This is a genomic window from Bdellovibrio bacteriovorus, from assembly GCF_001592735.1.
GTDB classification, from domain to species: domain Bacteria; phylum Bdellovibrionota; class Bdellovibrionia; order Bdellovibrionales; family Bdellovibrionaceae; genus Bdellovibrio; species Bdellovibrio bacteriovorus_D.
The window spans coordinates 1,873,184-1,895,849 of record NZ_LUKE01000001.1; the positions used below are offsets into that span (position 1 = coordinate 1,873,184).

Consider the following 22,666-nt stretch of genomic DNA (forward strand, 5'->3'; position numbering starts at 1 on the left):
AATATAAGTACTCGTTCCTCCGGGTTGCACCACCGAAGATGAGGATAGGATGTCTAAAATCTCGGCGATGATGGATACTGGTAAACGCTCTCTGATGAACTCTCAGACGGCTTTACAAACAGTGGGTCACAATATCGCTAACAAATCGACCGAAGGATTCTCTCGACAAAGAGTCGAGTTGCTTTCCAACGTTCCGATCGGTGAGGGTAATCTTCAGATCGGGATGGGTGCTCGGGCGGGTGTTGTTACGCGAGTGAATAATCCTTGGTTAGAAAAACAAATTCAACGTGAAGGCATGAGCATGGGTTTCACCGATGCCCGTGCGGATGGTTTGTCTCGCGTTGAGCAAATTTACAATGAACAAAACAACAAGGGTTTGAATCAGTACATGACTGATTTCTTTAACTCTTTCCGTGAACTTTCTAATAATCCAGAAAGCTTGGCTTCGCGCACGATGGTGCGTGAATCAGCTGTTGCGTTGACCAAAGATTTCGGTCGCGTGACCGGTCAATTAAGAGCCGTGCAAGATGACTTAGACGGGCAAATCAAAACAACGGTTGAAGAGATCAATCAATTGACCAAGGAACTTGCGTCATTGAATGAAAAAATTCAAACCGTCGAGATTCAAAAAATCCCGGCCAATGACGAACGCGATCGTCGTGACGTCGTTCTTAAAAAACTAGGTGAAAAAATCGACATCTCTTGGGCGGAAAGCAAAGACGGGATGGTCACGGTGACCGCCGGTCGCACGGCGATCCTGGTTTCAGGTGTGGGCTCTTCAGAGCTTGCCGCAAAAGAAACAGACAATCGTGATCGCGTCGAAGTTTTCTTTATGGGAACGGCGGGGTCGCCGGCAAATATCACAGATCAAATTACGGGTGGTCGTATTGGTGGTGCCTTAGATGTTCGTGACCATGTTATTGAAGACCTTTTGGGTCACGTCGATAAAATGGCTTACACCTTGGCTAAAGAAGTAAATACGGCGCATATAGAAGGCTTTGATAAGAACGGTCGCCCTGGCGTGCTGTTCTTTGAGATGCCTGATCAAGTTAAAGGTGCGGCCACGGAAATCGCTTTGAATAAATCGGTTTTCAATGACGTGGGTCGTATCGCGGCCGGGGCGCAAGCCGGAGCGGCAGGTGATAACACTGTCGCCAACGTGATTTCTTCTTTGCAGTACCGTCAGGTGATGCAAGATGGAACTGCGACTTTAGATGATTATTACAATACGCAAGTAGGACAAATGGGGGCCGTCACCCAGCGTGCGGTGAAAGCCCAAGAGTCCCAAAAAAACGTGATGAATCAGTTAAGCAATATCCGTGAAAGCATCAGTGGGGTTTCTTTAGATGAAGAGACAACGAAAATGATCGAATTCCAAAAAACTTATGATGCTTCCGCCCGACTGATCAAAACGGCAGATGAAATGTTTGATACTGTTCTTAACTTAAAACGACTGTAGATAAGGGATATTAGTACGCAATGAGAATCGCAGATAAAATGGCTTTCAATCAGGTCAATTCGAACTTGTCGAAGAATCGTTCCGACATGGCCGATTTGCAGAATCAAGCTGCGACTCAAAAGCGTATCAATAAACCTTCCGACGATCCTTTAGCTTCGGCCCGTGTTCTTGCGGCTCGTACTGAAGAGCGTGGAAATAATCAATTCATTAAAAATATCAATAACGCGAAATCTTTTTTAGAGTTCTCTGATCAGTCTCTCGGCGAGCTTTCAGATATCCTAGTTCGCGCGAAGGAATTGGCTGTCAGCCAGTCCAATGATGCCAGCGGTAATGAAGAAAGCCGTATGGTGACCGCTTCAGAGATCGAACAGATCTACAATCAAGCCGTGCAAATCGGGAATCGTAAGCTGGGTGAAAGATACATCTTTGGTGGTTATAAAACCGACAAGATGCCTTTTGATCAAAGTGGCCAGTACAAAGGCGATGACGGTGACATGAAGATCCAAGTTCACAAAGACTCTTTTGTCGCGATGAATGTCGCAGGCAGTAAGGTCTTTTTGGGTCGTGGTTTGGGTAGCGACGGGATTGCGCGGGCCTCTTATGAGTCGCCGAATAATGTGGAAGAACTTAAGCAGTTCCAGCAAGACGAAGTCCAGCGTAAGCAATATAATGAAGAGATTGAGGAAAATTACCTTCCCACGCGCGGCCCTGCGTCGGTCGGCAGCGGCTCTCGCACCAAAGGGCGCCAGGATCCGGTTGAGGGCGGTGGAGGGATCAATATTTTCTCTACGATTCGTGATTTAGAGGTCTCGCTTAAAACCAACGATAAACAAGGGATCCAAGAAAGCCTTGATACCCTGGATCAAGCCATTTCTCAGGTGGTTTTAGCCCGTTCTGAGGTTGGGTCCAGAGTTATGGCCGTAAATAACACCATGGATTCCCTGCAAAAGGCGGTCGTGGACAATAAAACGACGGCTTCCCAGCTGGAAGATGCGGATGCATTCCAGGTGATCTCTGATATCAACAAGACGGATTCCACGCTGAAAGCGACTCTCGAAACGTCGGGTAAGTTAATTCAACCAAGCCTTCTTGACTTTCTAAGATAAAAATAATACCTACAGTTCCGCTTAAAACTACCGATAACGACTGCAGCAAAAGGAGTTGTCATGCTGGTTCTCACACGGAAGTTGGGTGAAAGCATCGCTATCGATGACCACATCAAAATCAGAGTAGTACAAATTAAAGGTAAACAAGTTCGCCTAGGCATTGAAGCGCCTAAGGATACGAAAATTCACCGTGAAGAAGTCTACGCTGCAATTCAAGACCAAAATCAGCAGTCAGTCTCTGTATCTGCAGATAAAACTCGCAATTTAAGCAAACTTCTAAAGCCATAATGGCTCCAAAAAGGCCCCTCCATGGGCCTTTCCCAGGTCTTCCGCTTGCGCGGAGTATCAAGTCGTCTGAATTCATTTGAGTCTCCCTGGATTTAGGTCCAGATTTGTAATTGTACTCACCGGTCTTCCGTCCTTCTGTGTCTAAACTAAAGGAAGAAACTGTGAGTTCTTTTGCCCGGGGGGGTTGATGATCATTTCGACATCGCGATTCGGCCAAGTTGAGCTGAAACAAGAAGATGTTCTGACTTTTGCCGAAGGCCTATTAGGTTTCGCCGATCTTCGTCAGTTTGTTCTTTTGGATGATCCAAACGACGAGATTTTTGCGTGGCTACAATCTTGCGAATCTCCGCATATCGCTTTCCCCGTGTTAGAGCCAGAGCTGTTTGCTCCTCAATACAAAGCAAATCTAACAAAGAGCGATCTTGAAGCATTGAAAATGACGGCTCAAGATAAAGCTCGTTATTTCTCTATCGTAACTATTCCTGACGATCCTACTTTGATGACCGCGAACTTAAAAGCGCCGGTCGTGATCAACGTGGCGACTCGTACAGCCCGCCAATGCGTTCTTCAAGATAATAACTTGGCGATCCGTGAACCGATCTTTGCAAAGCTTCAACAACGTGTGGTGCAAAATCCAACAGTGGCTTTGAAAAATCAATCTTCAGGTATCGACGTAGCAACCAAGCTGACATTGGTTAAAGACGCTGAGCTTTAATTAGTATTTAAATTTAGAAAATAAAAAAGCCCTCTGAAAAATCAGGGGGCTTTTGTTTTTATGGCAGCTGATAAGCGCGACGAATGCGTGCTTGATCGGAAGGACTTAAGTTACGGCTGGGGCTGATGACCGCGCCATTTAATAGAGGTTCTAATGTCGTCTGGTTATTACGAGAAAACGCGGACGGCTGATAAATCATGATCGACTCAAAATCAAAGGGCGCTGTTCCGCTGGCAGTCATGAGCTCTGCGGGAAACAGTTCAAAGTTTCCTTTGGCTGAATCCATAATATTATCCCAAAGAACACGGACGTATTTGTCACGGTCACTGCGATTTTGTTCATGAATAAATCCCACCGCGTGCATGATTTCGTGGGCAATTTCAGTAACGCCGCAATTTGGACCAATCCAGATGGGTTGTTTACCACCAACTTTTCCTAAATAAGATTTGCACCCAGATTCAGCGGTCTGAAAAACCAAAATATCTTCTTCATCCCGATAAGGTGTGAACTGCAGACCGCTATCAACAAAAAGACCAAGCGCCGTGATCACACGTTCTGGATTTTTAAGATCACCTTGAATGAAAAATGGAATTCTTCCTCCGGGCCATAGCTGCAGTTGGCTTGCCCTAGAAATTCCGGCGCCAATTTGTCCTGGCCCAGCTTCTCCTAGGACGATATCGCCATCAACGACGGCTAGTCCTTCAGGACTGACTTGATAGTGTAATGGGATTTCGGAAGATTTTTTATTCTTTGGTTCTATTTCAGAATGCTCAAAACTCCCTGTCGCAGATAAGGCAGGTGGTTCTAACTCAGCGTTGATTTTCGGGGGAGTTGGCGGTGTTGAGGGTGAGGGTGTTGTTGTATGCTTAGTTTCTACGTTGCTATCTTCTGCAAGAGGAGCAGAACTGATGGCTGATTCCTTTTTCCAAAAAAAGAAAGTAAGGATCAAAATTGCAATAACTGCCGGGAGCATCCAGCGACCAAAACTTTTTGCCATGGATAAACTTATCCACGACAAAAAGATTACGTCAACTCATCCAAATTAATCTTTATAACCTGTAAACTCACGGAATAAACCACCCGCTAAGATTGCTGTCGCTTCGTCAGATCCGGAATTAGAAAGAATCGTTAGACCATACTGGCGGCCATCCACGTTAAAGATTAACACGTGATTGCGAATCGCAACGTTAATACCTGCCCCCGTTTCAGGATCCACGGTGGATCCATCATAAGTTCCGGTTTTGCCACCCACGTAAGTGGTACGTGGTAAGTATTTAAGGCCGCGGCTAGCACCTGTGCGGCAAGCGTGCATCACCTTCCAAAGTGTTTCAGAACCAGGGAAGTCGCCTTTGTAAACACTGTGCAGGTATTCAACGGTTTCAGCCGCGGTGAGTTCGTTTCCATGGATGTTGCCCCAGTAGCCTTGGTATCCACGAGTTTTTTCTAAACCCAAACCTTGAGTGAAGTCATTGATGCGTGAACGACCCGTATTGGCGTTGCCATCACCGACTTGAGATTGCAGATTCACCCAAGCTTCGTTAGATGAAACCACCAACATGTTAGCCATCAGCTGAAGTTGAGAATTGCTGATCGCGCCATTTTGTTTGTTCATCAAGGCGCCACCGACGAATATTTTTGAAGATGAAGCCCCAAAGATTTTTCGATTTGAATTTAAGCTTTCACCCAAAACACGGTGAGCATCTAAGTCCATGATCGCCCATTGCACTTTTGATTTTGGATTGGTCAAAGTGTCTGCTTTAATTTTCTCGTAACTGGCTTGATGAGCGGCGGTGAACTTGGTGCCGATGCCGCGAGTAAGGCTTAAGCGAACACCACTGACGGCGATATTTTGCAACTTGACCCCGTTAGGTAAAGTCGAAAAATTCGCGTCGGTGACGGGATTCGTCGGCATGGCCGCGAAAGTTTGTAGGGATGTGAACAAAAAGGTCGCGACAAGTCCGTGACGGACCAGAGATAAGTGGTTCATTCGAAGCTCCTCCATGAGCAGTGGTGAATGGACGTACTAAAGATTTATTTATTACTAAATGGTAAATATGACAGTGCCAGGCAACAAGGCCTGGCACGACGGAAGTACAGACTAGAATTTAGAGTGTGTAATGAATGTGAAACTAGTCTAGGTAAGGACGAGCTTGTTTTAAGTACACTTGGCGTGCCGCTGTGTCTTCGCGATCCACTTTGAATTCTAAGTCCAAAGCGAAATCATCATTTTTGTCACCCAAGATTGGTTTAAAGTGCAAATGCGCTTTCATCACTTGAAGAGTCAAATCTTTGATTTCTTCGAGTGTAATAACTGGATTTGGATTGTCTTCAGCCAAGATAGTTTTAGTGTCATCAGCAATGTTTGAATTTTGCATAACGTTCACCTTGTAAAGGCTGACGTTCGTTGGATCTTGGTCATCAACATCGATCAATACTTTTTGTGGTTTTACGCCCGCAACTGGATTTGCCACACTGTATTCATTCCCACGCTGAACTTCGATGTAAACACAACGACCGATGCAATTAGCATCGCGAGGAACGTTTTTCGTGACGACAACACCGTCAGCGTCTTCATTTTGGAAGGACAGATTTACCTGGATCCCCATTTTCACTTCGCTGTGAGGAATGCGGAAGTACGCGCGTTCGTCAAAGGCACGCAAGTTCCAAACCGAAGCCCAAACCGTGCGCAAAGTTTTTTTCAGCGCTGCACGTTTTTCTTCGATAGAGCGCTCTTTACCTTTTTTAGTCACGGGATTGTAACCATCAGAATCGTAAAGGCCCGCGCCATTAAAGTTCGGAAGGTCTTCAGAGTTTGTTGAACTGCGAAGTTTCATTTTACGCGGGAAACCGGTCTTAGGGTCGCGGATAGTTTCAAAGCGTGCAAGTAATTCGTCGATCAAGGTTTCGCTGACAACGGCCTCTTCACTATTCATAAGGTCACGTAAAGCTGCAAGTTTCGTCTCGCGATAGCTCACTTTCGCAACTTTTGTCATTAAAGGGTCTTTAAGAATCGAAGCGATAGCGGCTTTGATTTTCGGATTTGTGTCTACGAACTCTTGGTAAAAATAAAATGGAATCGCAAAACCCGGGCGCACAACCGTGCGGTCTGCCGAATTTAATGCTTTTGCTAGCTCCGCATAATTGGCTGCTTTTGAACCTACGCGAATAGCATCACCTGAACCAAGATCCGCGGCCGCAAAAACATGGTTCGCTGTAAGATCAGAGCGCAAAGTCACAGGATCTAACTTTTTGCTGTTGTAATATTGAACCGCGGCAGCTTCTGTGGAGGGCTCAAGCAAGATAGAACCATCATCACCCAAAACCATGTGCACCCACGAGCCATCTGGATAAGACGCAAAAAGAGGATTTGAAAGTCCCCCTTCAAGAGCAGAAATATCTAAGTTTGGTGTGCGACGTGCGCGAGATTTCAATTGAACGTGCGACAACAAAGTTTGTTGTTTTAAAGTGATCGCTCCCGCGGTCACTGACATATCCAGTGGCAACTCACCAAAAACCGGGATTGAGAGGGCGCTCACCGCTTTGTATTTCGGAGATTCTGAAGTGACGTCTTCAGCGGTTAGGTAAACAAGCTGACCGAATGCTTCACCGGCATTCATGACCTTGGCTTGAGCGCCTGCAAATGAAGCGGCCACAGTGATTAAGATCGAAAGAACGATGTTTTTCATAGATTCCTCTATTTTACTTTCTTCGCGATTAAAGAAGCCGTGTTAAGGGCTGATGATTTAATAGTGTTATCAATAAAATACTGCATTTTTGGCTCTAAAGAGACCCATTGATCCAAAGCTGGTTGGAAAGCTTGGTTCAAAGTGTCGTTAGCGATATCGGCAAGATCTGGAATCATCGCCACCGCCGCTGCCGGACTTGCAGAAGCAGCCACTTCAGAAGAAAAATAGTCCCAGTTGTCTTTGATTAAGAAGCCTTCCACGTAAAGAAGATTCACCACCGCTTGAACCGGTAATTTTGTTTCAAGAACTTTCAAATTGCTAAGTTCTTTATTTAGGTATTGAGAAGCAGAGCTCAAAAGTAACAAAGCATCTGTTTTCTTATCCGCGGCAATGCCATTTGTTGAAAGTGCTGTGCGAATTTCCGCCAAAGCTTGCGATAAAGCCAAGCCTCCCTGAGAACTAAAGCCGTTTTTAGCTAAGCCTTCAGCCGCCACTTGTACGTTTGTTGCACCCACTTTTTTCGCTAGATCGGTAATACGTTTTGGGCCGACGTTAAAGTAGGCGCGTAAGATATCTTGTATCTGAGTCAACGTTCCGCGTGTGCTTGAAGCGTAACGAGGGTAGTTGTTCAAGTAGGTATTGATTTGGTTGATGACGTCTGGAGAAATCTGGTTATGGATCGTATTGCGAAGCTGATAAAGAGCTTTGACCGCAGAATCTTGATCGCCGTATTGCATTTTCATTGAATCATAAAGATTCGCAATCATCGTGCGGGCGCGTTCTAAAGAAGACGCGTCAGCGATGGGGCTTGATTTCGCCAAAACGAACAATGGCAAGAATTGGAAATCTTCTGTCACCGCGGTTAAAGCAAAATTAAAGAAGTAATAAGCATATTCTTGTTCAAATTCAGCTCCGCTCACACCGCGAAGAGTGAAAGACGCTGCATGTTTGTTATTAGGGAAAAAGGTCACATAGTGACGCTCTAAAACCCAGTGACGAACGATAGATGCTGTTTGTGCGGAAGCTTGCGGGGCGGCCGCTAAAAGAGCCCCATGGTTTAATACGTAGCTGCCATACTGGTTGCCATAAACGTATTTGCCCATAAGCTCGTAATAGTTCGTGGTAAATAGATTTCCGACATAGAAATCATTTTGCGTCGCTAATTCACGTGCCATATCGTTACGGAACGCCGATTGGAATTGGAAAACTCCAGGAGCAACTTCAGATTCACGAATAGGCACACGGCCTAAAGTCCCTTGCATGTAATTGAGAGAGAAAGGACCTTTATAGGTGTTCTGAATTTTCTTAAAAGTGCCCGCCAGATCTGCTTGGGCATTAAAAGAAACTAGCAATAAAACGGCAGCGATAAAATTCTTCATATTATTTCACCAAACTTTTTAATTCTTGATCGAAAGCGGCTTCGCCACATTGTTGTTTATTCGAAGTCGGAGCACATCCACGAACACGGCCCATAAGGCGCGCGATCAATTTGTTTTGCGGAGTCATCTCGCCGATAGCGTACATTTGTACTTTGTCTTTTTCGTAAGCTTGTTCGTAAAGTCGGTACTGACCAGGAATTTGTAAACGCGTGCTCACGGATGCCTTTTTAAAGTCTAAGTAAGACGGCAAAGAAATGCGTGGGTTGGCAAAGACGTATTCTTGTTTTTCATTTAGCGAGAACACATTTTTCGCACCATAAAGGTCGACATAGAAGTCATACTTTTTATCGGCATTGATTTCTAAGCCTTTACCTTCGCGGCGAGCCGTAGAGTCCGCACCTTGAAGACCGTAAGAGATGAAGTATTCAGTTCCCATGACTTTCAATTCGCCACTGCCATCGATATCATAAAGATCGAAGTCTTGCGCGCGGTTACCGAAGAACGAAACTTGAGTCATTTTAGAGTTTTCAACCGGAATGATTTGACGGAATTCCCAAACGCCACCGATAGAAAAGCGCAAGCACCCATGAGAAACGCCACCGCGTTTAACCGCCCAATAAGTGTTGTGACCAGGGTTTAAACCCAAAGCTTGCTTAACGGCTTTGCTTGGATCCCAGAAACGCACCGCGGGATTATGAAATCCATTCCCGATGTCTTGGTAATCCATTTTAGGTGCAAATCCATAGTAGGGCTCATTACGGATATTATCGACTTCGCGACCACCTGAACGAGACAGGAATTGCCAAAGACCCGGAGTCGAGAAGGCATTAATGCGGTTGCCGAATTCATCAGACGTTTTTTCTTCAACAGAACCTGTTGGGTAAATAGCGGTGAATTCTGGGTAGCTTAGATAACAGCTAGAAGCTGAAGAACACTGCAAAGCTTTTTGCCAGTGGCCTTGGTTGTTAACGACTTTGAAATCGTACTTAGAACCCGTCACCGCCACAAAAAGATCCAAAGCGGCCATTGTGAATTCATTGTCTGAAGCACCATTGGTCGCTAATGTAATGGCTTTCGTTAATTTTGCCATAACGTCAGCACTTGGTTTTTGCGTGTAATTCACGCGACCGAAAAGAAGAGTATTGATCGCGATGATAGTTTCTTGTGGGTTGCCCGTGATTTTAGCGGCGTTGCCACCAGAAGACTGCTGTACTTGAGTTTTCCATTTCGCGAATTCTTGAGCTAAGTTCAGATTCAAGATGAATACGCGGCCTGGGTTTAAAGCTCTCAAGATATTCAAGCTTTTTGCGTAAGTGCTTTCAGCAGATTCAGCACCTTTACTGGCGCGGTCGACAAGGCCTAAAATATCATAGTTCGGGGACTCGATGATTTGGTTGTATAAATCCAGCTGCGGCAGAAGTTTTGAGCCTGAAGGATTTACATTCAGTTTAGCACCAGGGCCTTTAGTAAGAGCTCTGTAAACCTCATAACGCTTTACAAGGTCAAAGGCATAATCGGTCAGGGCTTGGTCGTCCAAAATAACCGAAATACGAGTTTGGTTCCCGCGGCTGACGCGCACATGGATACGCTCTGGGGCCTGCTGGCGCATCGCAAATCCAGTGTAAAAGGTTGGGTAATAGCCATTGATGGATTTTGCCCCAGGTGACCAGCTCGTTCCCCAGACTGGAAGAAGGCTGTTATACTCTTCGATAGTTTTTACGGAAACGCTTTGAGCGACGGCAAAAAGGCTGATCGCGACAACTGCAAACGACAACAATACTTTTGTGATTTTCATGAAAGTCCTCTGGCTAGTCAAAATTGAGAGGCTCTTTTAACAGCTTTATGTTTTAAGTAAATGGCTTTGTAGGGAACTGCTCTAATACAAGTAAGAACTTCACTCTCTCTGAGGCCCCAAGTTGAAAAACTACCGTAATGCAAGAATCTAAGTTATTTCATGGATCCGTTTCTTACTGAGAGGTTTGCTTGATCATCCGAATCTTAAGTCTTTGTTTGCTAGTATTGGCTTTTTGTAATGCTGGAACGGCACAGGCGGCTCCCGCTAGGATCATAATTCTTCGCCATGCAGAGAAGGTCTCAGACCTTGAAAAGAACCTTTCACCCGAAGGTTATGCGCGGGCGGAAGCCCTGGCAAAATACTTTAGCAGCTCGGGGTTTTTAAACACATATGGCAAACCAGAGATCTTTTTTGCGGCTTCTCCCAAAGGCAACAGCAGTCTGCGTTCAGTGGAAACGGTCGCCCCGGCGGCGCAGGTTTTAAAAGTGCCGCTAGATTCTTCGTTTGATAAAGACGACGGCGAAGACCTGATGGAGTATGTTCTAAGAAATACGAAGTTTGATGGGAAAACCGTTGTTATCTGCTGGAACCGCAAAGGGATTCCTGATCTTTTAAACCCGTTAGAGGGAGACTTCCCTAAACGTTGGAGCGAGAACGTTTTTGACCGCTTCTGGATTTTAGAGCAGCAAGCGGATCGCAGTTATTACCTCACCAGCATCCCTCAAGATCTTTATTAATTATTTTCTAGCTGGGGTAAGGACTTTTCGGTTTTTGCTCCCAGGCGCTTTAGATCTTCAACCTGGTCAATCAGATTACCTCGCCCTTCGCTGACTTTTTTAATCACGTCTTCGTGGGCTTTCTGGGCGGCGCCTAGTTTTTCTCCCAAATTCTGCAGATCTTTTAAAAGCCCGGCGAATTTTTCGTATAAAAGTCCGCCGCGTTTCGCGATCTCAAGGGCATTCTTTTCTTGGCGATCTTGTTTCCAAAGGGCCGCGACAGTTCTTAAGGTCGCTAGCAACGTTGTGGGGCTCACAATCGCGATATTACGCTCCCAAGCGTAATTGAAAAGATCCGGTTTTAATTTAAATGCCAAGGCAAAGGCGGGTTCCAGCGGCATAAATAAAATCACGAAATCAGGCGTGATCAGTTTTTCGGCAGAGTGATATTTCTTTTCGGAAAGACCATCGATGTGTTTTTTTAAAGCATCTACGTGAAGCTTTCCGGTGCGTTCTAAATCTTCGGGTGTGTTTGAAGAGGCATATTGTTCGTAAGCGACCAAAGTCATCTTTGCATCGACGATCAAATGTTTTTCATCAGGAAGGTTCACGATCACGTCGGGACGAAGGATTTGTCCATCATCCCCACGCAAATCCATGTCCGTGCCTTGGATGATGTACTCTTCACCTTTGCGCAATCCTGAGCGTTCTAGAATGTTTTCTAAAATCAGCTCGCCCCAATTTCCTTGGGTTTTAACTTCGCCTTTAAGTGCTTTGGTTAAATTTTGAGTTTCGGCGGACATCACTTTGTTCAGCTCCATCATTTTGCTTAATTCCCCGCGCAGCATGCCGCGCTCCGAACGTTCGGTGGAATAAGTTTCTTCGACCTTTTTTTCGAAGTCTTTGATGCGCTCTTTTAAAGGTTCAAGAACGGAGGCGATGTTTTTATGATTTTGATCGGTGAATTTGGCTGATTTTTCTTCAAAAATCTTTTGCGCGGTGACTTCAAATTGGATTTTCATGTTGTCGGCAAGCTTGTCATGCTGCTTGCGGGCTTCGACCATCAGGTCTTTTTGTTCTTGCAGGCTTTGAGTTAAAAGCTCGTTTTTTAACTGCAAAGAGCTGAGATCGCTTTGCAGCTGACTTTTTTCAGTCGCCGACTGGGCTTTAAATTTGAAATAAGTGATGATTCCCGCAATCGCCGCACCGGCCACAAAAGCTAAGAAAGAAATCAAAATATCCATAGGCCCTCCACAAAATTCGACTTTAAGGCATTCTAACGCGAATCAGAGAGGTTTTGCCTCTAGAATTTCTTTTGGTCACGAGAAAAGAATCTGATAAAAGAAGAAGGGCCTTCAGGGGCTTTTAAACTTTCAACAATGCGATGCAAAAATGAATTCTCAAGTCAAAAGTGTGCTTTTAGCGTTCCGTCCGAAAACTCTGACTGCGGCCTTGGTGCCGTGCCTTGCTGGAACGGCCTTGGTTCGTGCTATCGGTCTTTCATGGGATGGATGGGTTCTTTTTTATGCCTTGATGGCCTCTTTTCTTATCCAAATTGGAACGAATCTCGTGAACGATGCGGTGGATTTTAAAAAAGGTGCGGATACGGAAAAACGCATCGGACCTCAACGTATCACGCAAGCCGGGATTATGACGGCCAATCAGGTGATGTCTTTAGGATCTTTGTGTTTTGCTTTGGCGGTTCTTTGCGGCATTCCGTTAGTGCTAAAAGGCGGAGCGGTGATCGTGGCGATCGGTATTGCTTCGGTGTTGATGGGTTATGCTTATACGGCAGGTCCATTTCCGTTAGCCTACCTGGGCTTGGGCGATCTTTTTGTCATTTTGTTTTTTGGCTTGTTGGCGGTCATGGGGATTGTTTACCTGAACGTCGGCGAATGGATGCCGGAAGCTTTTGTCTTGGGATTGCAGATTGGATTTCATGCGACTGTTTTGATTGCGATCAACAACCTTCGCGATCGCGCGGGTGACGCTTTAGTGAATAAAAAAACTTTGGCCGTGCGCTTTGGGGTGAAGTTCTCGCGTTTTGAAATTGCGGCTTTGTGTTTCTTGCCGTTTCTTTTAAATATTTACTGGTGGGTCGAGGGATATAAAATCCCGGCGATGGTGTCGTTGTTAGCTTTACCGCTCGCCATCAAAGTGACTAAGAATGTTTTCACGACAGAACCTAGTGCTTCCTATAACAAATTCTTGGGTCAAGCCGCCGGATTGCATTTGGTGTTTGGTCTGCTGTTGACGTTGGGATTTGCTTTTTGAAAGATATTTTCTATTCCTCCTATCAACTAACTCCTCGTCAGTCTTTGAATGCTAAAGTTCAAGGGGCTGGTCGTGAGGGTGTTTTGTTGATGGTGAGGTGGAATGACGGCCTGGTGGGTTTTGCCGATCTTCATCCTTGGGCTGAGCTGGGTGACCAAAGCCTGGACGAACAATTGCGCATTTTACGTGAAGGTAAGCTGACAGCGTTATCGCATTCAAGTCTGTGGCTTGCCCGCCGGGATGCCGAGGCTCGCTTTGCTGAAAGAAATCTTTTACCTGAAAAACCACAGCTAAAAAACAATGCTCTTTTATCTTCGATCATGGACATTGATGGCGATCATTTAAATGCATTAAAGCTGCAAGGCTTTGATACGATCAAGATCAAATTAGGCCGAGATTTAAAAAAAGAACTTCATCAGCTGCGCCATTTTGCTGGTACATCATTTCGACTGCGCTTAGATTTTAACAATGTTCTTAGTGACAGCGTTTACAAGGACTTCATGTCTGCGGTTCCCGAGGATGTTCGTAAGCAGATTGAGTACGTTGAGGATCCGTTTCCTTACGACGCAAAATCTTGGTCGAAGGTGCGCCCTTTTGCTCCGTTGGCAATGGATCAAGATCTTGCCCATGTCCTTCATCACACCGATCCGGAGTTTGATGTTATTATTCTAAAGCCAGCAAAGACCGATGTCGCCGAAGCCGTTCACTTTGCGCAAAAATATAATTGCAAGGTCGCGGTGACCAGTTACATGGATCATCCGGTGGGTGTGATCCATGCGGCGGCGGTGGCGGCCGAGCTAAAACATGAATACGGCGATATGGTTTTACAATCGGGTTGTTTAACTCAGGCCGCATTTGTTGAAGACGCATTTTCAAAACAAATACGGACAGACGGCCCATTTATTTACCCGGTTGCGGGTGACGGTATTGGCTTTGATGAAACTTTGGAGGCGCTGCCATGGCAGAAACTCGCGCGCCTATAAATTTTGAATCAGCGGATAACGAAATTCTGCTCAATCCGCGATTGCCCAAAGCGGATTTTGAAAGTCTTTACAGGCTGGCCTCATGCACGCAAGAGGACCGATCCTTAAAAGGACATGTCTGGTTTTCCACATCTGGATCCACAGCAGAATCCGCGGCCAGCGTGAAGTTGGTGGCCATCTCAAAAACATCTTTATTGGCCTCCGCAATGTCAGTTAACAGGCACTTGCAGGTCACTGCTCAAGACAAATGGACCCAAGTTCTGCCGCACTTTCATGTTGGTGGATTTGGAATCGAGGCCCGCGCTTTTTTAAGTCGGTCCGCGGTGATCCCGGCTCTCAATGAACAACGTTGGGATGCTGAGCATTTTTATAACATCGTTAAAAGCGAGCACTGCACACTGTCTGCTTTGGTTCCAACTCAAGTGTATGATTTAGTTTTGGCAGGGTATCGCTGCCCTCAGTCATTAAGAGCCGTCGTCGTCGGCGGGGGTATTTTAGAAAAAGATCTATTCATGAAAGCCCGAGAATTAGGCTGGCCCGTGCTACCAAGTTACGGGATGACCGAAACGGCCTCGCAAATTGCGACCGCGAGTTTAGATTCTTTAAAAGCTTTGGAATATCCCGCGATGAAGCTTTTATCCCATGCCAAGGCACGGACCAATGATGAAGGATTTTTGGAAGTTCAAGCTGAGTCCTTATTTACCTGCTACGCCCAGAATCTTTCAGAGGGGCGCTTCACTTGGGACCCGAAAATAGACGGCTGGTTTACGACCGAAGATCAAGGCGAAGTTCACGGTGGGGTCATCACCGTTCAGGGGCGTAAAAAGGATTATATAAAAATTGGTGGTGAAGCCACAAACATGGCTCGTCTGCGTTCGATTTTAGATCAAGTGGCCTTAAAGATGGATGCGAGTTGGCCTTTAAAAGTCACGTTGATTGACGTGCCTTCTGACAGGCTGGGCACGGAGGTTCACATGGTCAGCCATCTAAGTCCAGAGCAGACGGAAAAGTTAATAAACCAGTTTGCAATGGACGTGCTTCCATTTGAAAAACCGCGTAAGATTTATTACGTTGATAAGATTCCCCGCAGCGATCTGGGGAAAATTTTGTGGTCCGAGTTGAGGAGAAAACTATGAGCATCCAACGTGAAGAAAACCCGTGGTCTGAAGGTATCGTGATGGTTTGCACGAAATGCGCAAAGTCCATCAGCTCGAAGAGCCTTAAAGAAGAAGGCAATGCCGGAGAAAATCTTAAGACCTATCTTAAGAAGGCTTTTAAAGAAACCGGCGACCTTAAAAAAATCCGCATTGTTACCTCTAGCTGTTTAGATGTCTGCATCGATGAAACTCAAGCGGTGACCTTTGCGTCGACAGGTGGCGAAACTATCACATTGACGGTGCACCCGGAAGAAGACCGCAAAGAATTATTGAACCTGCTTCGCGATAAAATCAAATAGCGATGAGTGACTCTACTTGGGCCGCCTACAACACGGGGGAATATCCAGCACGTCCTCGCTTGTTAACCACTTTGGACAATTACTGCAAAGAATCCGGTATGGCTTTAGACCTGGGTTGTGGTAGTGGACGTGACACGAAAGAGTTGTTAAAACGTGGCTGGGCGGTGACTGCGGTTGATAGTGATCTTGGGTCGTTAAAGACCCTTCAAGCTGAAGCTCCCAAAAATAATAAGCTCACTGTCTTAAATACAAATTTTGAATCGTTGCAGCTTTCTACGAACACTTTCAATCTTATTAATGCCAGTTACGCTCTACCATTTTGTAGACCTCAGAGTTTTTTGAATTTCTGGCAGATGATGGTAGCTTCTTTAAGGCCCAACGGAATTGTTTCTTTTGAGCTTTTCGGCATCAACGATGACTGGGCCAAGCTTCCTCGTCCGGCAAGTACGATGAGTTTTCATTCGCGCACGCAAGTAGATCATTTGTTAAAAGATCTAAAAATAGAAATCTTTAAAGAAGAAGAATTCGAAGGCCCCACCTTTGACGCTCCCGATAAACACTGGCATATCTTTTCGTGCATTGTGCGAAAAGACGTTTAGGGTGGTCGCGTAATAATTAAAAACTCAATACATTCGTTAACTTGTGATGATTGAAAAAAATTACGAGGCTTAATTACTACAAACGTAGTTGACAATTACTACGAGCGTAGTAATTTCTTCTGCATGGGAAATAAACTTTTAGAAGTCGGACCTTTAGAAATGGAAGTGCTGGGAATATTAAACTCAGCTTCTGATCTTGGTGTCTCCAATATACAGACCGAATTAAAAAACAATGGCCATGATCTAGCTTACACCACCGTGATGACGGTGCTTGTTCGTCTATTTAATAAAAATCTTGTCGTTCGTCGTAAAGAAGGCCGACAGTTTCTTTATTCGGTGGCAAAAAAGAAAGCCCACGCACCTCTTACTATTTTTGAGAAGGTAAAGACATCTCTTTTTGGTTCAGAGAAATTAAAGCCTATTTTGGGACTGCTTGAGTCTGATGACGGATTAAGCCGTGAGGAGTTAGAGGCATTAAAAAAAGCTGTGGAAGCAAAGCTAAAAAGGTCTTAGACGATGGCGCCACTGTTTTTTAATCTTTTAGTGAATTCTGCATTTTCTCTGGCTTGTGGGCTAGTGATTGTGGGTTTTGCGGTTTGGCTTTTCAGGGTTAAGACCGGTGGTTGGAAGTTGTTTTTATTTTCTTTGCCTTTTGTGAAGATCGTTTTTGATCTTTTTGCAGGGTTGCCGCGAAACTCGGTTCTTTTGCATGGCATAGATCCTTTTTCTTTGCCTAAGTTTCATCAGCTTTTAGAGGTGGGTTTCGGTGTGGGATCTTTTGGTCCAAGTCTAAGTCTTATTTTTTCCGTCAAAGGATTAGATGGGCAAAGATACGCCGCCAGCGTCGGGGACTACTTGACGATTTGGTTAAATCGCACTTTCGGAGCCGATGCTTTAAATGGTGTTGTGTTCGCTATTTTGAGTATTTCGATCCTACTTATGGTTCGCAGAATATTTCTGGCATTTAAGTTTGAAAAAGAACGCCGTCGAGATCGAGTGAGTGCCAGCGATATTAAAAGAATCCGCTTGGGATGGCGGAGGGTTGATATTTATAGTTCTTCCAAGTTCACCGGAACTCCTTTTACAGGGGGAATTTTGCGGCCTTATATATGTATTCCGCAAAAGGCCTTGGAAAAGTTAAATTCTTCAGAGTTGGAGGCGGTGATGGCTCATGAACTCGCGCATATTCATCACTTTGATTTACCGATGACCATTGCGGTGCAAGTGCTGGGGGATTTATTCTGGTTCGTTCCCGGATATCGCTGGCTCAGTCGCAAGGTGGATCGCTTGCGAGAGATCGTTGCGGATGAGTGGGCGGTAAAAAGGGGAGCTCAACCGGCACACTTAGCGTCAGCTTTAGTGAAGTTAAAAGAAATTCCAGAGACTCCATCTAAATTTATTTTGTATTCTGCTTTCTTTAGGGAGAAGTCCTTATTGAAAACTAGAGTGCAAAGGCTGTTAGGTGAAAATCCGGAAAAGGAATCCAGATTCGGGTGGAACGTAAAAGCAGTGCGACTGGTCATTGTTATCGGGGTTATCATGACTGTTATGTTGGCCACACTCGGAGGCAACCAGACAAATCGCGAGATAAAAAATCCCGACTGGTTTTTGGAACTTATGAAAAAAGCGGGTTTTGAAGTTTTGACTCTTAAGAAATAGTTTTTATTTAACACAAAATACTACATACGTAGTAGAAAAAGGAGTAGATATGAAAAAAGCAGTTATTATGGGTGTATGTCTTTGGGCGCTGGTCGGTGTGTCAGAAGCTAAAACAATCCGTGCCATACAATTGCAAAATACGCAGTGGAGTGATTTAGGCAGTTTAGGTGATGTGATCATAGAGTTTCAAAAAGGTGATGAGCTTCCGGTCCGTGTGAATGCGTCCGGAGATCTTTTAGAGACGTCACGTCCGTCCGTAAGCTATGTCGCAGTTAAAAGAGATTTCTGGTTAAAGGCTCAAAAGGATAAAATCCAGTTCAGTCTGGATGGAGTTACGTTTAAAGAATTAAATGAATCTCTTCGTGGGTCCATTGAGGCGGGAACGGGGGCTGATGAAAGTGGCGGTATTGCTAACGCCATCAATATTAACTTCAAGGCCTTTTTAAAATAGATATATTTTAAGTTTGATTCAGGGCCAGGTTCTTTTCGTTTTTTGGGAGCCGACGCTTCCGTAAACAGGGACCTGGCACCTGCTTACTTGCCCCAGCCTTTTTCTGATTCGATTTGTTCGCGCAATTGTTTTTCAATGCGCTCTGCCGGGATGATTTCTCCGCGACCCACACCGGGGCAGAACGCTTTCACGTCTTTGGCCCATGATTTTGCATTCATCACTTCAGGCCAAAATGGCCAAGTACGACATTGCGTGGGACGAGCTTCGTAAGTTCCGCAGCGATTGCCGTTTTTCAAAAACATGCAGTCCGGATTTTTTGGGTCTTCTTTTAAATGCCAGATGCCGCCGGTTTTTTCGCAATATTTGCGCGTAAAAGCGGACGTGCTTAAATTAAAATATTTAGCAAAACGCTGGCGGTCTTCTAAATTCAAATACACAAATCCGAATTCGCCATGTGAAGTGCAACATTTGCCCGAACCCGTGCATTCAAAACGCACGCCTTCACGCCACCATTCTTTACCTGTGAATTTAAAATCTTCCATGGAGGCACCCTAGCAGCTTGAGGTCCAAGATTCAAGTGACATCAAAAAAGTCTAAATTGAAAGAAACAAGCTTTTCCTCTTTAGAGCCCCCGGCCATTTGATTGTAATCCTTCAAAAAATCCAGGATCCTCAGACGGAATTTTTCATAATCAGACTCGCTCATGGAATACACGCTTGTGAAGTGGATGGTGTCCCCGGGACGGAGGCGAGCGTCTTCGACGGATTTTTCTCTCCAATTGCGATGGTGCATAGAAAGCGTGGGGGAAGTTGCCGGAACGTGAATATTCCCAGAAGCCCATTCATAGCGGTTCTTGTTCTGTTTTACCAACCCCCAGGCGACGAGACGATCCAGAGAAGTCATAACATAAGAAATAGGTAATCTTAGAGCTAGAGCCATCTGATCTGGCTTTTGCATCAGGGGAATACTGCTAAGAATGTGCAAAGCACTTAGCTCCCAAGAAGAAAAGTATTCTGCAGTCATTGTCGAATCGACGGCAGAGATTTCTCGCTGTAATTTTTTTTCTAGCTTCAGGGCAATACTTTGCAGAGCCTTAATTTTTGTTAGAGTGTGGGATTTGAATTTTTCATGCGAAGCTCGTTCATATTCCACCAATAACGTAAAATAAGTCTGAGCATCTGAATCGAAACCCAAGTGTTCCCCCAAGCGAAAAGCCTGCTCGGTATTAAGCTGCGATCTGCCGGCCAGAACATTAGAAAGATAAGGCCGTTGTACACCTGCGAACTGCGCCAGCTGAGAGATCGAAAAACGCTTTGTCTCGCCGGTGACCAAGCTTTCTAGGTAATCTGAATATTTAGTAAATTCGTATATTTGCGACATATGGTAATTAAATATTACCATAACACGTAATATTTAATAACAAATAACTAACGCTCTGAATCAAAAGAATAGTAAAACTCCATCCATAGATGAAGTTCAAAAAACAATAAAACGAATGAGGTATAAAATGAAAAAATTAATTTTGGGTCTGGTAATTTCTTTGATGGCGTCACAAACTTTTGCGGCCGCTCGCGAATTTAGAGTTCTCACTGGTCACACGAAAGGCGGTCTGGCTTTGGCGTGGGGATTAAAAGGGCAAGCCATTGATTTTGAAAAAATGGATAAAAAAAGCCACGATGAACAATGGGATTTCTTTTTTAAGAACGAAAAAAATGCGGAAAATTATTTGGTCGATCTTAAAACAATGCAGATTTTAGCTGTGGTTAGAGAAGGCTCTGAAGACTCTTTACAAGGAACAATTGCGGAATTTTCGGAAATGATCAACACCAACCACAACGACCTGCGATTGGTGTATGACGAGAACTCGAAAATTGGTGTGACGGCGGGTTACGCGAAATGGTTTGGCGGACTAGAAACTATTTTTGCCTTAAAAGAAAATGCTTATGGACAAAACGAGGTCATCGGTTCGTGTAACCAGGACTGTGAAAACACTATTATCATGCCCGCCATGAAAGCTCAGATGACCAAAGAGCAAATCAAAGACTTTGAAAGTTATGATGCCCAGAATTCCTTTTATGAAGTTACCACCGATAAAAAGACGGGTCGCATTTTCTGGAAAGTAACTATCACGTCTGAAACTCCAAAATCAGACAAAGGCACTTCGTACTCGGGCTTGATGACTTTGACTTTCGAGGGCGGAAAATTCAAAGCCGTATTTGGAAAAGTTGTTAAAAATAAAAACTAAATGAATAAAGGCGGGCTGGTCTCGCCTTTGCTTAAATAATGTGTACGAGGTAGCTTATGAAACTCAAATTGATTTTATCGCTCATGATGTTGATCGTGTTTCAGTTTGAGACAGGTCTGGGTGACGAAGTGCGCTCTTTAGGTGGCGGAAATTCGCTCCAGGATCAGTCCACCAAGAAATTCATTAAAGAATTGAATCAAGAGTCTTCTCGGTATTCGGGCGGAAAAGAATCGCTGCTTAACTCCGAAATCCTACAAAAGAAAGTTTTGGAAGGTCTAAAAAAAGATTTTAACAGTGAAGAGTTTCTGAACGCCTTGGGTCCCGGTGTTACTGGTGGAGGCGATAGCTGTGAGCAAAAAATTGCTTACAGCTTTTCATTTTTAGCAAGACTCGTCGCCAACGGTCGAATTGATTTGGCCAACTACGGAGTTCAAAATCACAACCTTATGCGAAAAATAGAAAGTGTTCAGCTGCGGTTTGGAAGTGGCTTGAACGTGGGCCGTCCCGTAGAAATGATCAATGTTCCGCCGAATAATTTGATCATTTTAGATCGCAAAATCTGTCAAAATAGTTTTGAACCCCTTTATTACTACACACCTCTTTTGTTGCATGAAGTATTGCGCTTGGTGGGTGTCGAAGAAGGCCGTGATTATGCGATTTCCGCAAGTTTTATACCGCTAATCCAAAAAGAAATCCGCAAGTCTTTGAATCAAGGACGCCGCTTTCGCATTCTTTCAGATTCAGGGACCGACCGCCTGGCATTGGCCTGGGGAGTGAAGGGGCAGATCGTCGATTTCGAAGCGATGGATGAAAAAAGTCACGACGAACAATGGGATTTCTTTTTTCAAAATGAAGCTAATGTTGAAAATTATCTGGTCGATTTGAAAACGATGCAGATTTTAGCTGTTGTTAGAGGTGGGGGTGAAGATCCCCTCCAAGGAGCTATCGCTGAATTTTCAAATTTGATTAACACCAATCACAATCGAATTGATTTAAAATATGAAGAGAATACAGGGATTGGTATTACAAGTGGCTATGCGAAATGGTGGGGTGGCATGGAAACCATCTTTGCTTTGAAGGAAAATGCCATTGGTCAAAAAGAAGTAATAGGTTTTTGCAATGAAAACTGTGAAAACGACATCATCAAGCCAGCAATGTATGCGCAGATGACCAAGGCGCAGATTAAGGATTACGAACAATATGGGGCAAACAACACATACTTTCAAACCGCCAGAGACCCAAAGTCGGGCCATGCTATGTGGAAAGTGACGATCACCGGTGAAGTTATCAAGGGTGATGGATACGTCTCTTATTCAGGATTGATGCGCCTGACTTTTGAAAATGGAAAATTCAAAGCCGTATTTGGGAAAGTCGTTAAGGACAAGCGCTAAGGAATTTATTCTCTCTGCAGATACGGTTCTAAGCGCGACTTCATAACTGACGGCAGTGGATTTTTTTGCATGGTTTTTCCGTCTAAAACCGAATGTACCATTGTTACAGTCGCATGCACTTTGTCGCTTTGGGAAAAGACATAGCTCATTTTAAAGGAAGTCTCACCAAAACTTGCCACGCGCACGGTGACGTCATAGGTTTCCCCTGGACGAAAAGGAGCCTTAAAATCCCCCTCCGTATGACGAATCGGGATGATGACGTCTCTTTGGCCAAACCATTCTTTGTAGGTGTAACCAGCGGCAACAATGAACTCCTCGAAAGCGTCATGGGCAAAGGCAAAGATATTCCCGAAAAACATGATTCCGGCGGGGTCGGCTTCTCTAAATGTTAGTGTCTTTTGGGTGCGGAAAGTTTTATTCATAGAGTCTGGAACTTTAAGCCCGGTCAGCCCTTGACTTCAAGC

24 protein-coding genes are annotated in these 22,666 nt (G+C 44.7%); 15 read left to right on the forward strand and 9 right to left on the reverse strand.

Annotated features, from left to right (window positions below; translation table 11 throughout):
* The first annotated feature begins 49 nt into the window (after positions 1-49).
* From flgK to fliW, 4 genes are all read left to right on the forward strand, one after another.
* The gene (gene flgK, locus AZI86_RS09130) at positions 50-1,459 is read left to right on the forward strand and encodes a flagellar hook-associated protein FlgK (RefSeq protein ID WP_061834738.1); all 1,410 of its coding nucleotides are present in this window, start codon (positions 50-52) and stop codon (positions 1,457-1,459) included.
* 20 nt (positions 1,460-1,479) lie between these two features.
* Positions 1,480-2,565 carry a flagellar hook-associated protein FlgL gene (flgL, locus tag AZI86_RS09135; RefSeq protein WP_061834739.1) on the forward strand — a complete coding sequence of 362 codons (1,086 nt, stop codon included), beginning with the start codon at positions 1,480-1,482 and terminating at the stop codon, positions 2,563-2,565.
* A 60-nt stretch (positions 2,566-2,625) separates the two neighbouring features.
* Positions 2,626-2,853 (forward strand): carbon storage regulator CsrA, encoded by a 228-nt coding sequence (gene csrA, locus AZI86_RS09140; protein ID WP_061834740.1) that lies wholly within the window; start codon positions 2,626-2,628, stop codon positions 2,851-2,853.
* A 187-nt stretch (positions 2,854-3,040) separates the two neighbouring features.
* Complete coding sequence (gene fliW, locus AZI86_RS09145; protein ID WP_061834741.1) at positions 3,041-3,568, forward strand: flagellar assembly protein FliW; 528 nt, start codon at positions 3,041-3,043, stop codon at positions 3,566-3,568.
* Between the two features lie 58 nt (positions 3,569-3,626).
* On the opposite strand, the gene AZI86_RS09150 is transcribed toward fliW, so the two are convergent.
* From AZI86_RS09150 to AZI86_RS09170, 5 genes are all read right to left on the reverse strand, one after another.
* Positions 3,627-4,565, reverse strand: a complete 939-nt coding sequence (locus AZI86_RS09150) for a M12 family metallopeptidase (RefSeq protein ID WP_061834742.1) — start codon at positions 4,563-4,565, stop codon at positions 3,627-3,629.
* Positions 4,566-4,610: 45 nt separating this feature from the next.
* Positions 4,611-5,555 carry a serine hydrolase gene (locus tag AZI86_RS09155; protein ID WP_061834743.1) on the reverse strand — a complete coding sequence of 315 codons (945 nt, stop codon included), beginning with the start codon at positions 5,553-5,555 and terminating at the stop codon, positions 4,611-4,613.
* Between the two features lie 142 nt (positions 5,556-5,697).
* Positions 5,698-7,254: a PEP/pyruvate-binding domain-containing protein gene (locus tag AZI86_RS09160; protein WP_061834744.1), complete on the reverse strand. Its 1,557-nt coding sequence runs from the start codon at positions 7,252-7,254 to the stop codon at positions 5,698-5,700.
* An 8-nt stretch (positions 7,255-7,262) separates the two neighbouring features.
* Positions 7,263-8,633, reverse strand: coding sequence for a hypothetical protein (locus AZI86_RS09165; RefSeq protein ID WP_061834745.1), 1,371 nt, complete (start codon positions 8,631-8,633; stop codon positions 7,263-7,265).
* A 1-nt stretch (position 8,634) separates the two neighbouring features.
* Positions 8,635-10,428 carry a hypothetical protein gene (locus tag AZI86_RS09170; protein WP_061834746.1) on the reverse strand — a complete coding sequence of 598 codons (1,794 nt, stop codon included), beginning with the start codon at positions 10,426-10,428 and terminating at the stop codon, positions 8,635-8,637.
* Positions 10,429-10,616: 188 nt separating this feature from the next.
* On the opposite strand from AZI86_RS09170, the gene AZI86_RS09175 reads away from it, so the two are divergent.
* The gene (locus AZI86_RS09175) at positions 10,617-11,165 is read left to right on the forward strand and encodes a histidine phosphatase family protein (RefSeq protein ID WP_061834747.1); all 549 of its coding nucleotides are present in this window, start codon (positions 10,617-10,619) and stop codon (positions 11,163-11,165) included.
* Here the strand turns inward: AZI86_RS09175 and AZI86_RS09180 are convergent.
* Positions 11,162-12,388, reverse strand: coding sequence for a DNA recombination protein RmuC (locus AZI86_RS09180; protein ID WP_061834748.1), 1,227 nt, complete (start codon positions 12,386-12,388; stop codon positions 11,162-11,164). The two genes, AZI86_RS09175 and AZI86_RS09180, sit on opposite strands and share 4 nt — an antisense overlap.
* A gap of 148 nt (positions 12,389-12,536) precedes the next feature.
* On the opposite strand from AZI86_RS09180, the gene menA reads away from it, so the two are divergent.
* From menA to AZI86_RS09220, 8 genes are all read left to right on the forward strand, one after another.
* Entirely contained in the window at positions 12,537-13,418 is an 882-nt protein-coding gene (menA, locus tag AZI86_RS09185; RefSeq protein WP_061834749.1) for a 1,4-dihydroxy-2-naphthoate octaprenyltransferase, read from the forward strand.
* On the forward strand, positions 13,415-14,401 hold the full coding sequence (locus AZI86_RS09190; protein ID WP_061834750.1) for an enolase C-terminal domain-like protein: 987 nt from the start codon (positions 13,415-13,417) through the stop codon (positions 14,399-14,401). The genes menA and AZI86_RS09190 overlap by 4 nt, the downstream gene beginning before the upstream one ends.
* Complete coding sequence (locus tag AZI86_RS09195; protein WP_061834751.1) at positions 14,377-15,537, forward strand: AMP-binding protein; 1,161 nt, start codon at positions 14,377-14,379, stop codon at positions 15,535-15,537. The genes AZI86_RS09190 and AZI86_RS09195 overlap by 25 nt, the downstream gene beginning before the upstream one ends.
* Positions 15,534-15,857: a DUF1636 family protein gene (locus AZI86_RS09200; protein WP_253715846.1), complete on the forward strand. Its 324-nt coding sequence runs from the start codon at positions 15,534-15,536 to the stop codon at positions 15,855-15,857. Before AZI86_RS09195 ends, AZI86_RS09200 begins: the two co-directional genes overlap by 4 nt.
* Positions 15,858-15,859: 2 nt before the next feature.
* On the forward strand, positions 15,860-16,456 hold the full coding sequence (locus AZI86_RS09205) for a class I SAM-dependent methyltransferase (protein ID WP_061834752.1): 597 nt from the start codon (positions 15,860-15,862) through the stop codon (positions 16,454-16,456).
* A gap of 123 nt (positions 16,457-16,579) precedes the next feature.
* On the forward strand, positions 16,580-16,969 hold the full coding sequence (locus AZI86_RS09210) for a BlaI/MecI/CopY family transcriptional regulator (RefSeq protein ID WP_061834753.1): 390 nt from the start codon (positions 16,580-16,582) through the stop codon (positions 16,967-16,969).
* A 3-nt stretch (positions 16,970-16,972) separates the two neighbouring features.
* On the forward strand, positions 16,973-18,115 hold the full coding sequence (locus AZI86_RS09215; protein ID WP_061834754.1) for a M56 family metallopeptidase: 1,143 nt from the start codon (positions 16,973-16,975) through the stop codon (positions 18,113-18,115).
* A 49-nt stretch (positions 18,116-18,164) separates the two neighbouring features.
* On the forward strand, positions 18,165-18,566 hold the full coding sequence (locus AZI86_RS09220) for a hypothetical protein (protein ID WP_061834755.1): 402 nt from the start codon (positions 18,165-18,167) through the stop codon (positions 18,564-18,566).
* 83 nt (positions 18,567-18,649) lie between these two features.
* Here AZI86_RS09220 and AZI86_RS09225 read toward each other — a convergent pair whose 3' ends face one another.
* Both AZI86_RS09225 and AZI86_RS09230 read right to left on the reverse strand, forming a co-directional pair.
* Entirely contained in the window at positions 18,650-19,108 is a 459-nt protein-coding gene (locus AZI86_RS09225) for a YkgJ family cysteine cluster protein (protein WP_061834756.1), read from the reverse strand.
* Positions 19,109-19,139: 31 nt separating this feature from the next.
* Positions 19,140-19,946: a TIGR02147 family protein gene (locus AZI86_RS09230; protein WP_061834757.1), complete on the reverse strand. Its 807-nt coding sequence runs from the start codon at positions 19,944-19,946 to the stop codon at positions 19,140-19,142.
* Between the two features lie 127 nt (positions 19,947-20,073).
* Here AZI86_RS09230 and AZI86_RS09235 point away from each other — a divergent pair, with 127 nt between their 5' ends.
* Complete coding sequence (locus AZI86_RS09235) at positions 20,074-20,811, forward strand: hypothetical protein (protein ID WP_061834758.1); 738 nt, start codon at positions 20,074-20,076, stop codon at positions 20,809-20,811.
* 56 nt (positions 20,812-20,867) lie between these two features.
* Positions 20,868-22,202: a hypothetical protein gene (locus AZI86_RS09240; RefSeq protein WP_061834759.1), complete on the forward strand. Its 1,335-nt coding sequence runs from the start codon at positions 20,868-20,870 to the stop codon at positions 22,200-22,202.
* Between the two features lie 5 nt (positions 22,203-22,207).
* Here AZI86_RS09240 and AZI86_RS09245 read toward each other — a convergent pair whose 3' ends face one another.
* Positions 22,208-22,624, reverse strand: coding sequence for an acyl-CoA thioesterase (locus AZI86_RS09245; RefSeq protein ID WP_061834760.1), 417 nt, complete (start codon positions 22,622-22,624; stop codon positions 22,208-22,210).
* Between the last annotated feature and the right edge of the window lie 42 nt (positions 22,625-22,666).

What these genes read in the sequence shown, in the direction of transcription:
- csrA (WP_061834740.1), top strand. Translation starts at nt 2,626, where the DNA reads ATGCTGGTTCTCACACGGAAGTTGGGTGAAAGCATCGCTATCGATGAC.
- AZI86_RS09180 (WP_061834748.1), bottom strand. Translation starts at nt 12,388, where the DNA reads ATGGATATTTTGATTTCTTTCTTAGCTTTTGTGGCCGGTGCGGCGATT.
- AZI86_RS09210 (WP_061834753.1), top strand. Translation starts at nt 16,580, where the DNA reads ATGGGAAATAAACTTTTAGAAGTCGGACCTTTAGAAATGGAAGTGCTG.
- AZI86_RS09245 (WP_061834760.1), bottom strand. Translation starts at nt 22,624, where the DNA reads ATGAATAAAACTTTCCGCACCCAAAAGACACTAACATTTAGAGAAGCC.
- AZI86_RS09215 (WP_061834754.1), top strand. Translation starts at nt 16,973, where the DNA reads ATGGCGCCACTGTTTTTTAATCTTTTAGTGAATTCTGCATTTTCTCTG.
- AZI86_RS09170 (WP_061834746.1), bottom strand. Translation starts at nt 10,428, where the DNA reads ATGAAAATCACAAAAGTATTGTTGTCGTTTGCAGTTGTCGCGATCAGC.
- AZI86_RS09205 (WP_061834752.1), top strand. Translation starts at nt 15,860, where the DNA reads ATGAGTGACTCTACTTGGGCCGCCTACAACACGGGGGAATATCCAGCA.
- flgK (WP_061834738.1), top strand. Translation starts at nt 50, where the DNA reads ATGTCTAAAATCTCGGCGATGATGGATACTGGTAAACGCTCTCTGATG.
- AZI86_RS09160 (WP_061834744.1), bottom strand. Translation starts at nt 7,254, where the DNA reads ATGAAAAACATCGTTCTTTCGATCTTAATCACTGTGGCCGCTTCATTT.
- AZI86_RS09225 (WP_061834756.1), bottom strand. Translation starts at nt 19,108, where the DNA reads ATGGAAGATTTTAAATTCACAGGTAAAGAATGGTGGCGTGAAGGCGTG.
- AZI86_RS09155 (WP_061834743.1), bottom strand. Translation starts at nt 5,555, where the DNA reads ATGAACCACTTATCTCTGGTCCGTCACGGACTTGTCGCGACCTTTTTG.
- AZI86_RS09240 (WP_061834759.1), top strand. Translation starts at nt 20,868, where the DNA reads ATGAAACTCAAATTGATTTTATCGCTCATGATGTTGATCGTGTTTCAG.
- flgL (WP_061834739.1), top strand. Translation starts at nt 1,480, where the DNA reads ATGAGAATCGCAGATAAAATGGCTTTCAATCAGGTCAATTCGAACTTG.
- fliW (WP_061834741.1), top strand. Translation starts at nt 3,041, where the DNA reads ATGATCATTTCGACATCGCGATTCGGCCAAGTTGAGCTGAAACAAGAA.
- AZI86_RS09230 (WP_061834757.1), bottom strand. Translation starts at nt 19,946, where the DNA reads ATGTCGCAAATATACGAATTTACTAAATATTCAGATTACCTAGAAAGC.
- AZI86_RS09150 (WP_061834742.1), bottom strand. Translation starts at nt 4,565, where the DNA reads ATGGCAAAAAGTTTTGGTCGCTGGATGCTCCCGGCAGTTATTGCAATT.
- AZI86_RS09220 (WP_061834755.1), top strand. Translation starts at nt 18,165, where the DNA reads ATGAAAAAAGCAGTTATTATGGGTGTATGTCTTTGGGCGCTGGTCGGT.
- menA (WP_061834749.1), top strand. Translation starts at nt 12,537, where the DNA reads ATGAATTCTCAAGTCAAAAGTGTGCTTTTAGCGTTCCGTCCGAAAACT.
- AZI86_RS09165 (WP_061834745.1), bottom strand. Translation starts at nt 8,633, where the DNA reads ATGAAGAATTTTATCGCTGCCGTTTTATTGCTAGTTTCTTTTAATGCC.
- AZI86_RS09235 (WP_061834758.1), top strand. Translation starts at nt 20,074, where the DNA reads ATGAAAAAATTAATTTTGGGTCTGGTAATTTCTTTGATGGCGTCACAA.
- AZI86_RS09195 (WP_061834751.1), top strand. Translation starts at nt 14,377, where the DNA reads ATGGCAGAAACTCGCGCGCCTATAAATTTTGAATCAGCGGATAACGAA.
- AZI86_RS09200 (WP_253715846.1), top strand. Translation starts at nt 15,534, where the DNA reads ATGAGCATCCAACGTGAAGAAAACCCGTGGTCTGAAGGTATCGTGATG.